This is a genomic window from Acinetobacter sp. YH12099 (assembly GCF_013419195.1).
In the GTDB taxonomy this organism is placed as follows: domain Bacteria; phylum Pseudomonadota; class Gammaproteobacteria; order Pseudomonadales; family Moraxellaceae; genus Acinetobacter; species Acinetobacter towneri.
In genome coordinates this window covers 34,802-46,539 of the sequence record NZ_VPAP01000012.1, presented here as the reverse complement: position 1 = coordinate 46,539, position 11,738 = coordinate 34,802, and the positions used below count along the sequence as shown (strand labels likewise).

Here is an 11,738-nt window from a genome sequence, read left to right as displayed (position 1 = left end):
TTATTGAACATCAAGCTCAGTGGTTGCGCCCACTGGGCTTTCTTTATTTGTGGACGATGTGTTCACCGTATTTGTGGTATTACCAAACGCCCTGCTGAGATACTCATGTTGTTTCTTAAACTTCAGGAGCTTCTCAATGGCTGCATCCCGAATCCACTCTGAACGCTTTATGTCGTCCATTGCTGCCAGTGCATCAATCGCCTGCAATGCTTCATGTGTCATGCGCACTGATGTTGAGTCAGTCTTTTTCCCATGCACATCAAGAAAACCTAAATCCAATGCTTCTTGCATATCGTCTGCTCCCATCACGCAGCACCCTTGTCGCGAGCCACGCTTGCAATATTTGGATTTAAGAAGATATGCGGATACTGGAGTTTCACTTCCGCAGGTATCCCCCTTGTCATCCAGTTTTGAACTCGCTGTTTGCTTTTTAAACCAAGCATCTCAGCAACTTTTGTTGATCCACCAAGAGCAACAATGATGTCTTTATCAGTGCTGATAGACATTTCACTCTCCTATAAACATTTGTGTATTAAATGGTAAACGCTGTGTTTACTAATGTCAAATCATTTGTTTAACACAATTTGTTTACTGCTGAGATAATAAAACTAAGAAAAAAGGGGCTTGTTATGCATGAATCATTTAAGAGACTGCTTGAAATAAGCAACGGTCTTAGTCAGGAAGTAATAGCAAGACGTATTGATGAATCACCACAAACGCTGACCAACTGGAAAAAGCGTGGTGTGTCAAAAGCTGGGGCTTTAAAAGCGGCTGCTGAGTTTAACTGTTCTGCAAACTGGATTTTAAGTGGTGTGAGCGATAGCTCCAGTAGCGATGTTTCTCGTGTTGTTGGCTGGGATAGTTCTACACCACTGGATAGTGATGAGGTTGAAGTGCCGTTTTATAAAGATATTTTGGTGTCTTGTGGATCAGGTTCGCTTGGCGAAATCATAAATACAGAAACAAGAAAATTAAGACTAAGTGCTTCAACACTAAGACGTTATGGGGTTGATCCAGCAAATGCACTGGCATTAACAGCTTTTGGCAACTCAATGTCTCCAGTCATTAATGATGGCGCTACGGTTTACGTTGATGTAGGCAGAAAAAATGTTATTGATGGCAAGATTTATGCGATATGTCACGGAGGTCTTTTTAAGTTTAAATACTTATACAGAATGCCAATGGGCGGTATAAGGATTGTTAGCGCCAATAGTGACGAATACAAAGAAGAAGTTTTGACGCAGCAAGAAATTATTGACCAGGAGTTTGAAGTTATTGCCTATGCATTTAATGTGCAAAATTCGTTGCCATAAATAAGTAAACAAAATGAAATTTTAAGACTGCTTATGCGGTCTTTTTTTATGTCTATATAAAACAGTTGTTTATAAATTAATTACACATTTGTTTATTTAAAGTGTTGACTACAGTACACATCATGTTTACTATTAACCTCGTGAACACAAAAAAGCCCAGCAACTTTCGACGGGAACTGGGCTTCTACACAACGAGGTCATTATGGCAACAAATACTTCCCAAAACAAGCTAGTCGAAGCGCTAATTAAGCGCCAAGACAAAAAACGCTTTGTTTCCAAGCTTAAAAGCTTTGCTTCAAATGCTGCTGCATCTGCATTGATTGCAGCAAGTACATTCATCTTTTTTGGTGTTGGTTTAAAGGCTTGTGAAGCTGAACAGGTTGCACAGGTTAAAGCAGCTAAAGCACATCAGGAGGCTATGCGATGAGTATTCAAGCACCAGCAATCCTATCAGTCGAAGTGGTGCGAGCCGAAGCTCAACTGTTAGAGCTAGCGCATGAACTGGCCATGCTATCCACTGCTGACGATGTCGTGGAAGTAAATGGCAACCACATCACTCTAACTTATGTTGGTCGTGGTTCTGAAAGCATCACGCTTTGTCTTGGGAGCAACTACTCGGACGAGATGCGCGTTAAGTATGCGCGTGAAAACTTGGCACGACTTAAAGCAATTAAGTCTGATCTTATTTGTTGGGCTGCGTAGGAAATAACTATGAATACATTTGTAAATAACACGGTTCAGGCGGCGCTATTTCAATCATGGATTGATGCTAAACACAGTGAAGACGCAGCAAGAGCACAGCGTCTTGAAGTTGAAGCGCAAATTGTCGCAATGGTAGGTGTCAAGGATGAAGGTGTGACTTCGGTTGAAGTTGACCAATTCAAGGTAAAAACCACTGGCAAGGTGACGCGTTCTGTTGACACGGATGCAGTCCAAGACGTTTGGGAAGTTCTGCCAGAGGAAGTTAAGAAGTGCTTTAAGTGGGAAGCAAAGCTTAACACCAAAGAATACAGAGCATTGTGTTCTATGCGTGAAGACTTGGCTCCACACCTCAACAAGTACATCACATCAAAACCTGCAAAACCCAGCATTTCTATTGAACTAAAGGACGCTTAATCATGGCGATCAAACTCACAACAACACGCGATAGCGTAAAAAGCATCAAGGTCTTGGTGTACGGACAAGCAGGCGCAGGTAAAACCTGTCTGTCTGCAACCACTGGTGGCAATGCGCTGATTATCTCAGCAGAAGCTGGCTTGTTATCACTACGTGATACGGACATTGCAGTGGCGGAAGTGCAAAGCATGGACGACCTGATGGAAGTCTATGAGTTGCTTAAAAACAACCATGAGGATTTTAAAGACTTTGATTGGATCTGCATCGACTCGATTTCAGAAATTGCCGAAGTCGTTTTAAACAAAGCCAAGAAAGACCACAAGGACCCTCGCGCAGCGTATGGCGTGTTGTCTGAGCAGATGCAAGACCTTGTGCGTGCCTTTCGTGACTTGCCACGCAATGTCTATATGTCGGCCAAGATGGAAAAGCAGCAAGATCAGGACACTGGTCGCATGCTGTATCAACCAAGCGCACCAGGCGCAAAGATTGGTCAAGCCCTCCCTTATTTCTTTGATGAAGTATTCGTACTTCGCATCGAAAAAAACCCTGAAACAGGCGAAATGGAACGCATGCTCCAAACTCAACCTGATTTCAATTATCAAGCGAAAGATCGTTCTGGTGCGCTGGACTACTACGAGCCTGCCGATCTTTCACATATCGCAAACAAAATCTTAAACACACCAAACGCATAAAAGGAAATACCCATGAACATGCTAAACATGCAATTCGACCAAGCAGAACTTAACTCAGCGCCAAGCTACGAGCTTTTACCAAAAGGCAACTATGCTGCGCAAATCGTGAATTCTGAAATCAAGGAAAACCGCAATGGCGGCAACCGCTTGTCACTGCAATGGGAAATTGTAGATGGTCAATACGCTGGTCGTATGGTTTTCCAAAACATCAACATCAACCATTCAAACCCTGAAGTTGTTCGCATTGGTCGTCAGCAAATCGCACAGATCTGCGCCGCCATTGGTCGTAACGCAGTGAATGACTCTAGCGAGTTACACCATCAACCGATGCAGGTTCGCGTCATCATCAAAGAAGACAAGACTGGTCAGTATGAGCCATCGAATGAGATCAGAGGCTATTCAGCACTAGCACAAGGTCAATCACAAGGCTTTAAACAGCCAGCGCAAAGCGGTGGATATGGCGGTGCGCAACAACAAGCTGCATCTGCACCACAAGCTGCATCTGCACCTTGGGCGCGTAAATAAGGGTCTGACTCATGGCTAAACTAACAGTGATTCAAGACGAGCCAACGGTTGCAGCGATCTACGCTGCAATCAAGGCGGCAAACAGAAGTTCACACCGCACATATTTGGGCGCGTCTTCTATTGGTCGTCCATGTGCTCGTGAATTGTGGTTCATGTTTCGCTGGGTAAAACGCTCACAGTTTGACGGGCGCATGCTGCGCCTGTTCAACACTGGTCATTTGGAAGAACCACGCCTTATTGCGGATCTACAGTCCGCAGGCGTGGAAGTTTTGGAAGTTGATCCGACCACTGGAGAGCAATGGGCAATTGCTTTTCATGGCGGTCATTTCAGAGGACATGCAGATGGTGCGGCATTAGGACTGCACTCAGCACCGAAAACATGGCATCTCTTAGAGTTCAAAACACATAATGACAAATCGTTTGCAAAATTGCAAACCGATGGCGTTGAGAAAACCAAGCCTGAACACGTGGCACAAATGCAGGTCTACATGCACGGACTTGGCTTAACTAGAGCCTACTACTTAGCCCGAAACAAGAACACAGACGAGCTATACGGCGAGCGTCTGCGCTACGACAAAAAGCAAGCTGAATACTGGATTGAACGTGCTGGACAAATCATTTTTGCACCTGAACCGCCTTTACCGATTGGCAAAGATGCAAGTTTCTTTCAGTGCAAGTTTTGCGACTTTTCAGAATATTGCTATCGCACTGTAGCGGATTTACCAAGTCCACTACCTGAGAAAAATTGTCGTACTTGCATCCACAGCACACCCAAAGAAACAGGCGGTTGGCTATGTGAGAAGAAAGGCTATGAAGTTGAGCAAGACGAAGGAATGGTATGCAAAAACCATCGTTTCATCCCGATGCTTTTCCCAAGCCTTGAGTTCACCCATACAGACGAAAACCTAAATGTTTTCTATCGCTCAAATACGCAAAAGTACATAAACACAGAAAAAGGAATGGTGCCATGTTCCAATTAAGACCATATCAGGAACGTGCGATTTCAGAGCTTTACGCATGGATGAATCGCCACATTCAAGATAATAAAAATCCCATCGTAAATATGTGTGTGGGTGCAGGTAAGTCAGTTGTTATTGCAGAACTGTGCAAACGCGCTATTACTGAATTTCCGCAAACGCGCATCATTATGACCGTTGCAAGCCGTGAACTGTGTCAGCAGAACTTGGAAAAGTTACTAGCAATTTGGCCAGAAGCACCTGCTGGGGTCTGTAGCGCGGCACTTGGTAAAAAAGACTTAGAAAGTCAGATTATCTTTGCCACCATTGGCAGTATTGCGAAGCAAGCAATCCATCTTGGTCGCGTGGATCTAATTATTGTGGATGAGTGTCACAACATCAACACCGAGCAATCGGGTATGTATCGGAAGTTTATTTCTGAGTGTGAAAGATACAACAACGGAAAAATACTGGTAATCGGATTCACTGGCACACCGTTTCGTGGTAACGGCGTTCACCTGCACGATCCAGGCAATGAAAAACGCCTGTTTGATTCAATCGCCACAACTGTCGGCATGGATGAATTGCTCAAAAGTGGTCACTTATCCCCGCTTGTTGTTCAGGATGACACCCCGACATTGGTGGATACTTCATCTGTAAAAGTGGTCGGTGGTGATTATGTGATTTCTGATCTTGATGACTTGATGAATGATGATTTTGTTATCGAGCAAGCCACCAGTGACATTATTTTAAAAGGCGCGCAAAGAAAAAAGTGGCTGACCTTTTGTGTGACTGTTGAACATGCCGAAAACGTCCTTGCATCATTTATCAGGAAAGGCATTAACGCCAACATGATTACAGCCAAGACACCAAAGGCAGAGCGTCAGGCCATCATTAACCAGTTTAAAAAAGGCGATCTTCAATGTCTTGTGAACATTGCCACGCTGACCACAGGCTTTGATGCACCTGAAACAGACCTTATTGCACTACTCCGACCTACAAAGTCGCCAGTTTTGTATGTGCAGATTGCTGGTCGAGGGATGCGTATTGCAGATGGAAAGGAAAACTGTTTGTGGTTGGACTACACCGACACCACTGTCGAACAGGGACCAGTCAACAAAATCACTGGACGCAAGGCATTTAAAAGTAAGTCATCAGAAGCGCCAACACGCGAATGCCCTGAATGCCAGAACTACATGCCTATTTCATTCAAAGAGTGTAGTGAGTGCGGTTATATCTTCCCGATTGAAGAAAAGCCAAAGCACGACACGCGATCTGGAACTGCTGATGTTCTGACAGGCATTAAGCCGCCAGTGAAAGAGTGGTTTGATGTTTCTGATGTTAGCTATACCAAACACACAAAAAGAGAAACTGGTGTAAACAGTCTGCGCGTGTCGTATCACATTGGCGATATTGGGCCAGTAATCAGCGAATGGATTGCACTCGAAAGTCAGAGCCAATTCGCACGTAAACAGGCGAACGCATGGTGGTTAAAACGCTATATGCCTGATGTTGATTTCAACTGCATACCTGAAACCGTTGCTGACGCAATAAACGCAAGTGAACTCCTTATGACACCAAAAAGAATTTTGGCGCAAAAGGAAGGTAAATACTGGAAGGTGATCAATTATGAATTCAGTTAAGTTGAGCAATATGCGCGAAGCCATGCGTATTCAGATTGAAAAATCAATCAGTGAATACAACCAGTTGCCAAACGGAACGTGCTTTGAATGCGTGTTCATGACAAGAGGTGAAAGCAATGTGTGCAGTAAGTTTAATGCAGAGCCGCCACAAGAATTTATTGACAATCCTGAATGTGACGAATGGCGTTTTGATGGGGTTCCCTCGGTTTTGGGGAATGCAACTTGGGAAGATTTCGACAATGAACTTCCATTCTGAGGTGGCAGCATGAGCACATTAAAAGATTTAAACAAGCATCTGTTTGATCAGTTGGATCGTTTGGCTAAGGCTGGCAAAGATGATCTTGAAACTGAGGTTAAGCGCGCTGAGACAATTCAGGGTGTTAGTGCTGAGATTATCAAAGCACATGCTACCCAATTGGAAGCAGTAAAACTGGTGGCTCAATACAAGGGGCTTAACACGAATCAAGAAGCTCCACAGATTTCTGTTGGCGATATGAATGTGAGTGTTTGATATGCCTAAAGGTATTGCGATTAAGTACACCGAAGAAATGCTGATGTTTTTACGTCAGCATGAAGAAACTCCACGTACTGAACTCACTTGTAAATTTAATGAAAAGTTTGGCTGCAACCTTTCAGCAGATAGCATTAAAGCTAAATGCTTGCGAATGGGATTAAAGACAGGTCGAACTGGTTGTTTTGCTAAAGGTCAGACATCGTGGAATAAGGGTAAAAAAGGGTATATGGGTGCAAATATCACCAGCTTTAAAAAAGGTCAGCAAGGCTGGAATGCCAAACCCATCGGATATGAGCGCATCACTAAAGATGGCTATATTGAGGTCAAGACCGCAGAGCCAAGAACATTTGAGTTGAAGCATCGTGTGGTGTGGAAGAAAACACACGGTGAGATACCTGGTGGTCATGCGCTTGTTTTCAAAAATTTGAATAAACAAGATTGCCGAATTGAAAACCTGATGTTGGTTAGTCGTGCTGAACTAGCTAGATTGAATCAATCGTACATAAAGCACAGCACACCTGAAACACATGAATCATGCATTTTACTGGCAAAAATTAAAGACAAAACTCATAAATTAAAGGTGGCGTGATGGATATTCAGAAAATTAAAGAATTAGCTTTAGCAAATAGCTTTAAGTTGAAAGAGCAAGCAGACGGAAGTATGGATTTAAATGCTTACGTTTATGACTTTGCGAATGCTATTGAGCGGGAAGCCCAAGCCGATGCACCAGGTCACATAACTGTCACCCATGAGCGTTTTCAAGAGTTAATTGCGATTGGTGTTAAAGCGGCACTTGATGAGCGGGAGAAAGAGTGATGGATTTGCAGAAAGAAAGAGAAGCGTTTGAGAAAGAATGCAAACTGCTTTGCTACAAGGGCAACATGGTTATGTCTAATTTGGGCAACTTCTACAACAATGAGCAAACAAATTGGATGTGGCAAATGTGGCTGTCATCTAAAAACCAGGCCATTCCTGAAGGATTTGTTTTAGTGCCGAAAGATCCACTTTTGAGAATGGTTGAATCTGCATTAAAGCTGTATCCAGAGAGAAACTTTACGGAAGCACAGGAGCAAGCCAATGACTAATCTAATCAGTGGGAAAGAAGCGTTGATTGCTTTGGCGAATGGTGAAGCTGTTGAATGGAGACACCCAGAAAGAGATTGGTTTATAGCGCCTCGATGCAATATGAGGACTCAAGACTTTTTCTCAGGTGTTTATCAATTCCGCCTAAAACCAAAAACAATCAAGCTGAATGGTATCGAAGTTCCTGCGCCTTTCGAGCCGAGAGTTGGTGGAACCTATTGGTGTTTTAGTACACAAACAATACTTGGGTATAGTCACAATGTTTATGTATCAGAGCAAGACGATAGGCGTTTTATGAATATGGGAGTATGGCGCACCGAAGATGAAATCAAACAAGTAGTCGCAGCATTGCGTCAAGTATTCGGTGGTGTGGTTAAAGCTTTGGGAGAGGTGTCGTGAGTCTAATTGAACAGTTGGGCGGGTATGATGTGGCTAAAGAAAAATATCAAAGTCTTAGTGATTCGGATGTGATAACTATTGGTCCTTTCGAGGTTCCGGCAAAGCCTTATTTTAAAGATGAGCTTCTAGAATACCGCCGCCAGCACAATATTTTTGAGGTTGGGGATAAGGTGGTTTTCATCGAAAGCGAGTTGAAGAACCCAAGACTAATGACAGTCATCGAAGTTAGCGAGCCTATCTGTGGTTTTTTAATGGCTGAGTGTAGTTGGGGTATTACAAATGGGTTTTATCCGTCAAGGTATAGACACGCCACAGATGCAGAAATCAAAGCGGGTAAAAGATTGGAGGTAAATCAATGACAGCAATGGCAAACATGGGCAACTTGGTTGTTGCCCTGCCTCCTGCGGATATTTGGCTTACAGATGAACAGGCGGCAGATTTTTTGGGTTATGCGGGCACTTATTTCAAAGCATCTATTATTTGCTTAAAAGGATTCCCAAAGCCAAGATACATCACAGACAATTCAAAAGGTCGCAGATGGAACTTAAAAATGCTATCTGATTGGCTGAATGACAGACCAGAAGATTTGAAAATTAAGACAGGCAGACCCCGCAAAATTTAGCGGGGTTTTTCTTGTTTAAAATATGGATTACGCCAATATTACGCCAAAGTGCATATAAGTTATTGTTTTTATAGTGTGTATTGGTGCGCTCAGCGGGACTCGAACCCACGCCACAGGCTTCGGAGACCTGTACTCTATCCAGTTGAGCTATGAGCGCGCGCTGCACATCATAACAAAAAATTGCTGAAGGTAAAGCAACTATATATAAGTTACGTATTTTTATGCTTATGCTTTAAACAATGTTCCAAACTTGCAACATAGAATTCCATCTAACTTACTTGGTTTATTGGCGCAGATCGCTCACAATAGTGGCTCTATTCCTCAAGTGAGAATTTCATGACTGATGCATTGACGTTAAGGGACGTGTCAAAGACCTATCGAAATGGTTTCCAAGCACTGAAAGGAATTAATTTGACCGTTCCTGAAGGCGAGTTTTATGCCCTACTTGGACCCAATGGTGCAGGTAAATCTACAACCATTAGCATCATCAGTTCTCTCACCAAAAAAACGGCAGGCACGGTAGAAATTTTTGGGCACAATCTGGATACACAACCATCTCAAGCCAAGCAGTGCTTAGGAGTTGTGCCGCAAGAATTTAACTTCGGTCAGTTTGAAAAGACGTTTGATATTTTGGTCACACAAGCAGGCTATTACGGTATCCCTAAAAAAATTGCCGAACAACGTGCCGAAGAATATTTAGAAAAACTGGGTTTGTGGGATAAACGTGCCACTCAAGCGCGAATGCTGTCTGGCGGCATGAAGCGTCGTTTAATGATTGCACGTGCCATGATGCACGAACCGAAACTACTTATTTTGGATGAACCCACTGCAGGTGTAGATATTGAGCTGCGTCGTTCAATGTGGGATTTTTTAACAGAGATGAATGATAAAGGCACCTCAATCATTCTCACTACCCACTATTTAGAAGAAGCCGAAATGTTGTGTCGTCGTATCGCGATTATTGATCGTGGTGTGATTAAAGAAGACACTTCCATGAAAAACTTCTTAAACCAGTTAAGTGAAGAATCTTTTATTTTCGATTTAGCTGAACCGATTCAACCCATTCATTTAGATATTATTGGTGTACGTTTCAACTTAATTGATGCAGTGACCCTAGAAGTCACTATGGATAAAGCTCACACCTTAAATGATTTATTCCAACTTTTAGAAGCACAAGGCATTCGCGTGCGCAGTATGCGTAATAAGTCCAACCGTCTAGAAGAGTTATTTGTCAAAATGGTCGAAAAGAATTTAGATGGAGCTGCGCAATGAATTTTACCCAACTACGGATTGCACTCTATACCTTAGTGCATAAAGAAGTTCGTCGTTTTATGCGCATATGGCCTCAAACCTTGCTCCCGCCAGCCATCACCATGAGTTTGTACTTTGTGATTTTTGGTAATTTGGTCGGTTCGCGTATTGGTGAAATGGGCGGCTTTAGCTATATGCAATTTATTGTGCCCGGCTTAATTATGATGGCAGTCATTACCAACAGCTATGCCAACGTATCTTCAAGTTTTTTTAGTGCAAAATTCCAGAAAAGCATTGAAGAACTAATCATGAGCCCTGTACCTTTGCATGCCATTTTATGGGGCTATGTTTTGGGTGGTGTTAGTCGTGGCGTATTGGTCGGTATTATTGTCACCACCATGAGTCTATTCTTTACCGACCTTTATATTACCAATTGGTTTGTTACCATTTATACCGTATTAATTACGTCCTTTTTATTTTCATTAGGCGGTTTTATTAATGCTGTTTATGCCAAATCATTTGATGATATTTCTATTATTCCAACTTTTGTACTGACTCCACTGACTTATTTAGGTGGTGTATTCTATGCCATTAGTGCCTTAAGCCCTTTTTGGCAAAATCTCTCTTTAATTAACCCTGTGGTGTATATGGTTAATGCTTTCCGTTACGGCATTTTAGGACATAGTGATGTCAACGTGACGATTTCATTATCTGTGATTACACTATGCTGCGCAGTGCTTTATGGTATTGCCTATCATTTACTTTCTCGTGGTTCAGGAATGCGTGAATAATGAGTGTTGAACAATCTCTTCTTGGTAAAGACACCAATTATCCTACAGAATATCAACCCGATATTTTGTTCCCTATTTCACGTGCTGCTGCACGTGAAAAATATGCAGATGTTGAGGGAATTCAACTCGGGCAAGACTGGTGGCACGTTTTTGAAATTTCGTGGTTGAATGCCGCAGGTGTTCCACAGGTTGCGATTGGTCGGATTACGCTACCTGCCTCATCCCCCAACCTGATCGAATCAAAATCATTAAAGCTCTACTTTAATAGTATGAACTTTACTCGCTTTCAGTCTGAAGCCAATTTCATTGAAACTGTTGAGCATGATTTAACGGCTGCAGCACAAGCACCTGTTACGCTAACTTTATTTAAGGTTGATGATTTGGCAATTAGCCAACCTGAAGGTATTTGTATTGATCAGCTCACGCCTGAGCGTTTAGAGCAGCATCCTGACCCAAGTTTATTGCAATTCGATTTAGAACAAGCGGAAGATATAGAGGTACAACTTTTCTCACATTTATTACGCAGCAATTGTCCTGTCACAGGACAACCTGACTGGGGCACGGTTTTTATCCGTTATCAAGGCAAAAAACCTTGTTATCGCAGTATTTTGGCTTATATTATTTCTTATCGTCAGCATAATGGTTTCCATGAACAATGTGTGGAACAGATGTTTGCAGACATCTGGCAAAAATTCGCACCAGAAAAACTGATGGTATATGCAACCTATACACGTCGTGGTGGTTTAGACATTAACCCTTGCCGTGTATCGGACTTAACATGGATGCCTCGCCCTATTCGTTTAGCGCGACAATAACAACATTGAGGTTGAACA

21 protein-coding genes and 1 tRNA gene are annotated in these 11,738 nt (G+C 42.7%); 19 read left to right on the top strand and 3 right to left on the bottom strand.

All coding sequences use genetic code 11. The features are described from left to right. Window positions 1–291 (bottom strand): hypothetical protein, encoded by a 291-nt coding sequence (locus FTU39_RS08745; RefSeq protein WP_180052028.1) that lies wholly within the window; start codon window positions 289–291, stop codon window positions 1–3. Between the two features lie 14 nt (window positions 292–305). Beyond that, entirely contained in the window at window positions 306–506 is a 201-nt protein-coding gene (locus FTU39_RS08740; protein ID WP_180008270.1) for a hypothetical protein, read from the bottom strand. 123 nt (window positions 507–629) lie between these two features. Between FTU39_RS08740 and FTU39_RS08735 the strand changes: the two genes are divergently transcribed. From FTU39_RS08735 to FTU39_RS08660, 16 genes are all read left to right on the top strand, one after another. Further along, on the top strand, window positions 630–1,313 hold the full coding sequence (locus FTU39_RS08735) for a helix-turn-helix transcriptional regulator (RefSeq protein WP_180052027.1): 684 nt from the start codon (window positions 630–632) through the stop codon (window positions 1,311–1,313). A gap of 202 nt (window positions 1,314–1,515) precedes the next feature. Next, entirely contained in the window at window positions 1,516–1,740 is a 225-nt protein-coding gene (locus FTU39_RS08730) for a hypothetical protein (protein WP_180052026.1), read from the top strand. Beyond that, on the top strand, window positions 1,737–2,015 hold the full coding sequence (locus FTU39_RS08725) for a hypothetical protein (RefSeq protein WP_180052025.1): 279 nt from the start codon (window positions 1,737–1,739) through the stop codon (window positions 2,013–2,015). The genes FTU39_RS08730 and FTU39_RS08725 overlap by 4 nt, the downstream gene beginning before the upstream one ends. Window positions 2,016–2,024: 9 nt before the next feature. Continuing rightward, window positions 2,025–2,429, top strand: coding sequence for a hypothetical protein (locus FTU39_RS08720; RefSeq protein WP_180052024.1), 405 nt, complete (start codon window positions 2,025–2,027; stop codon window positions 2,427–2,429). A 2-nt stretch (window positions 2,430–2,431) separates the two neighbouring features. Then, entirely contained in the window at window positions 2,432–3,121 is a 690-nt protein-coding gene (locus FTU39_RS08715) for an ATP-binding protein (protein WP_180052023.1), read from the top strand. A gap of 12 nt (window positions 3,122–3,133) precedes the next feature. Next, window positions 3,134–3,646, top strand: a complete 513-nt coding sequence (locus tag FTU39_RS08710; protein ID WP_180052022.1) for a DUF669 domain-containing protein — start codon at window positions 3,134–3,136, stop codon at window positions 3,644–3,646. 11 nt (window positions 3,647–3,657) lie between these two features. Next, the gene (locus tag FTU39_RS08705) at window positions 3,658–4,626 is read left to right on the top strand and encodes an oxidoreductase (protein WP_180052021.1); all 969 of its coding nucleotides are present in this window, start codon (window positions 3,658–3,660) and stop codon (window positions 4,624–4,626) included. Continuing rightward, on the top strand, window positions 4,614–6,245 hold the full coding sequence (locus tag FTU39_RS08700; RefSeq protein WP_180052020.1) for a DEAD/DEAH box helicase: 1,632 nt from the start codon (window positions 4,614–4,616) through the stop codon (window positions 6,243–6,245). Before FTU39_RS08705 ends, FTU39_RS08700 begins: the two co-directional genes overlap by 13 nt. Beyond that, a complete protein-coding gene (locus FTU39_RS08695) occupies window positions 6,232–6,501 on the top strand; it encodes a hypothetical protein (RefSeq protein WP_180052019.1) in 270 nt (89 codons plus the stop codon). The genes FTU39_RS08700 and FTU39_RS08695 overlap by 14 nt, the downstream gene beginning before the upstream one ends. Before the next feature lie 9 nt (window positions 6,502–6,510). Further along, the gene (locus FTU39_RS08690) at window positions 6,511–6,756 is read left to right on the top strand and encodes a hypothetical protein (protein ID WP_180052018.1); all 246 of its coding nucleotides are present in this window, start codon (window positions 6,511–6,513) and stop codon (window positions 6,754–6,756) included. Between the two features lies 1 nt (window position 6,757). Next, the gene (locus FTU39_RS08685; RefSeq protein WP_180052017.1) at window positions 6,758–7,348 is read left to right on the top strand and encodes an HNH endonuclease signature motif containing protein; all 591 of its coding nucleotides are present in this window, start codon (window positions 6,758–6,760) and stop codon (window positions 7,346–7,348) included. After that, window positions 7,348–7,575 carry a hypothetical protein gene (locus FTU39_RS08680; RefSeq protein WP_180052016.1) on the top strand — a complete coding sequence of 76 codons (228 nt, stop codon included), beginning with the start codon at window positions 7,348–7,350 and terminating at the stop codon, window positions 7,573–7,575. Before FTU39_RS08685 ends, FTU39_RS08680 begins: the two co-directional genes overlap by 1 nt. After that, on the top strand, window positions 7,575–7,844 hold the full coding sequence (locus FTU39_RS08675) for a hypothetical protein (protein WP_180052015.1): 270 nt from the start codon (window positions 7,575–7,577) through the stop codon (window positions 7,842–7,844). Before FTU39_RS08680 ends, FTU39_RS08675 begins: the two co-directional genes overlap by 1 nt. Next, the gene (locus tag FTU39_RS08670) at window positions 7,837–8,241 is read left to right on the top strand and encodes a hypothetical protein (protein WP_180052014.1); all 405 of its coding nucleotides are present in this window, start codon (window positions 7,837–7,839) and stop codon (window positions 8,239–8,241) included. The genes FTU39_RS08675 and FTU39_RS08670 overlap by 8 nt, the downstream gene beginning before the upstream one ends. Continuing rightward, window positions 8,238–8,600 carry a hypothetical protein gene (locus tag FTU39_RS08665; protein WP_180052013.1) on the top strand — a complete coding sequence of 121 codons (363 nt, stop codon included), beginning with the start codon at window positions 8,238–8,240 and terminating at the stop codon, window positions 8,598–8,600. The genes FTU39_RS08670 and FTU39_RS08665 overlap by 4 nt, the downstream gene beginning before the upstream one ends. Continuing rightward, the gene (locus FTU39_RS08660; protein ID WP_180052012.1) at window positions 8,597–8,863 is read left to right on the top strand and encodes a hypothetical protein; all 267 of its coding nucleotides are present in this window, start codon (window positions 8,597–8,599) and stop codon (window positions 8,861–8,863) included. The genes FTU39_RS08665 and FTU39_RS08660 overlap by 4 nt, the downstream gene beginning before the upstream one ends. Before the next feature lie 81 nt (window positions 8,864–8,944). Here the strand turns inward: FTU39_RS08660 and FTU39_RS08655 are convergent. Next, window positions 8,945–9,020, bottom strand: a tRNA-Arg gene (locus FTU39_RS08655). 179 nt (window positions 9,021–9,199) lie between these two features. On the opposite strand from FTU39_RS08655, the gene FTU39_RS08650 reads away from it, so the two are divergent. Genes FTU39_RS08650 through queF form a run of 3 tightly spaced genes read left to right on the top strand, consistent with a single transcriptional unit; the run spans window position 9,200 to window position 11,720 of the window. Beyond that, entirely contained in the window at window positions 9,200–10,135 is a 936-nt protein-coding gene (locus tag FTU39_RS08650; RefSeq protein WP_154320519.1) for an ABC transporter ATP-binding protein, read from the top strand. Beyond that, window positions 10,132–10,905 carry an ABC transporter permease gene (locus FTU39_RS08645; RefSeq protein WP_096902393.1) on the top strand — a complete coding sequence of 258 codons (774 nt, stop codon included), beginning with the start codon at window positions 10,132–10,134 and terminating at the stop codon, window positions 10,903–10,905. Before FTU39_RS08650 ends, FTU39_RS08645 begins: the two co-directional genes overlap by 4 nt. Next, the gene (gene queF / locus FTU39_RS08640) at window positions 10,905–11,720 is read left to right on the top strand and encodes an NADPH-dependent 7-cyano-7-deazaguanine reductase QueF (RefSeq protein WP_004972810.1); all 816 of its coding nucleotides are present in this window, start codon (window positions 10,905–10,907) and stop codon (window positions 11,718–11,720) included. Before FTU39_RS08645 ends, queF begins: the two co-directional genes overlap by 1 nt. Window positions 11,721–11,738: the final 18 nt, after the last annotated feature.

Coding starts and splice junctions, on each gene's coding strand:
- FTU39_RS08745 (WP_180052028.1), bottom strand. CDS start 291: ATGCAAGAAGCATTGGATTTAGGTTTTCTTGATGTGCATGGGAAAAAG.
- FTU39_RS08740 (WP_180008270.1), bottom strand. CDS start 506: ATGTCTATCAGCACTGATAAAGACATCATTGTTGCTCTTGGTGGATCA.
- FTU39_RS08735 (WP_180052027.1), top strand. CDS start 630: ATGCATGAATCATTTAAGAGACTGCTTGAAATAAGCAACGGTCTTAGT.
- FTU39_RS08730 (WP_180052026.1), top strand. CDS start 1,516: ATGGCAACAAATACTTCCCAAAACAAGCTAGTCGAAGCGCTAATTAAG.
- FTU39_RS08725 (WP_180052025.1), top strand. CDS start 1,737: ATGAGTATTCAAGCACCAGCAATCCTATCAGTCGAAGTGGTGCGAGCC.
- FTU39_RS08720 (WP_180052024.1), top strand. CDS start 2,025: ATGAATACATTTGTAAATAACACGGTTCAGGCGGCGCTATTTCAATCA.
- FTU39_RS08715 (WP_180052023.1), top strand. CDS start 2,432: ATGGCGATCAAACTCACAACAACACGCGATAGCGTAAAAAGCATCAAG.
- FTU39_RS08710 (WP_180052022.1), top strand. CDS start 3,134: ATGAACATGCTAAACATGCAATTCGACCAAGCAGAACTTAACTCAGCG.
- FTU39_RS08705 (WP_180052021.1), top strand. CDS start 3,658: ATGGCTAAACTAACAGTGATTCAAGACGAGCCAACGGTTGCAGCGATC.
- FTU39_RS08700 (WP_180052020.1), top strand. CDS start 4,614: ATGTTCCAATTAAGACCATATCAGGAACGTGCGATTTCAGAGCTTTAC.
- FTU39_RS08695 (WP_180052019.1), top strand. CDS start 6,232: ATGAATTCAGTTAAGTTGAGCAATATGCGCGAAGCCATGCGTATTCAG.
- FTU39_RS08690 (WP_180052018.1), top strand. CDS start 6,511: ATGAGCACATTAAAAGATTTAAACAAGCATCTGTTTGATCAGTTGGAT.
- FTU39_RS08685 (WP_180052017.1), top strand. CDS start 6,758: ATGCCTAAAGGTATTGCGATTAAGTACACCGAAGAAATGCTGATGTTT.
- FTU39_RS08680 (WP_180052016.1), top strand. CDS start 7,348: ATGGATATTCAGAAAATTAAAGAATTAGCTTTAGCAAATAGCTTTAAG.
- FTU39_RS08675 (WP_180052015.1), top strand. CDS start 7,575: ATGGATTTGCAGAAAGAAAGAGAAGCGTTTGAGAAAGAATGCAAACTG.
- FTU39_RS08670 (WP_180052014.1), top strand. CDS start 7,837: ATGACTAATCTAATCAGTGGGAAAGAAGCGTTGATTGCTTTGGCGAAT.
- FTU39_RS08660 (WP_180052012.1), top strand. CDS start 8,597: ATGACAGCAATGGCAAACATGGGCAACTTGGTTGTTGCCCTGCCTCCT.
- FTU39_RS08650 (WP_154320519.1), top strand. CDS start 9,200: ATGACTGATGCATTGACGTTAAGGGACGTGTCAAAGACCTATCGAAAT.
- FTU39_RS08645 (WP_096902393.1), top strand. CDS start 10,132: ATGAATTTTACCCAACTACGGATTGCACTCTATACCTTAGTGCATAAA.
- queF (WP_004972810.1), top strand. CDS start 10,905: ATGAGTGTTGAACAATCTCTTCTTGGTAAAGACACCAATTATCCTACA.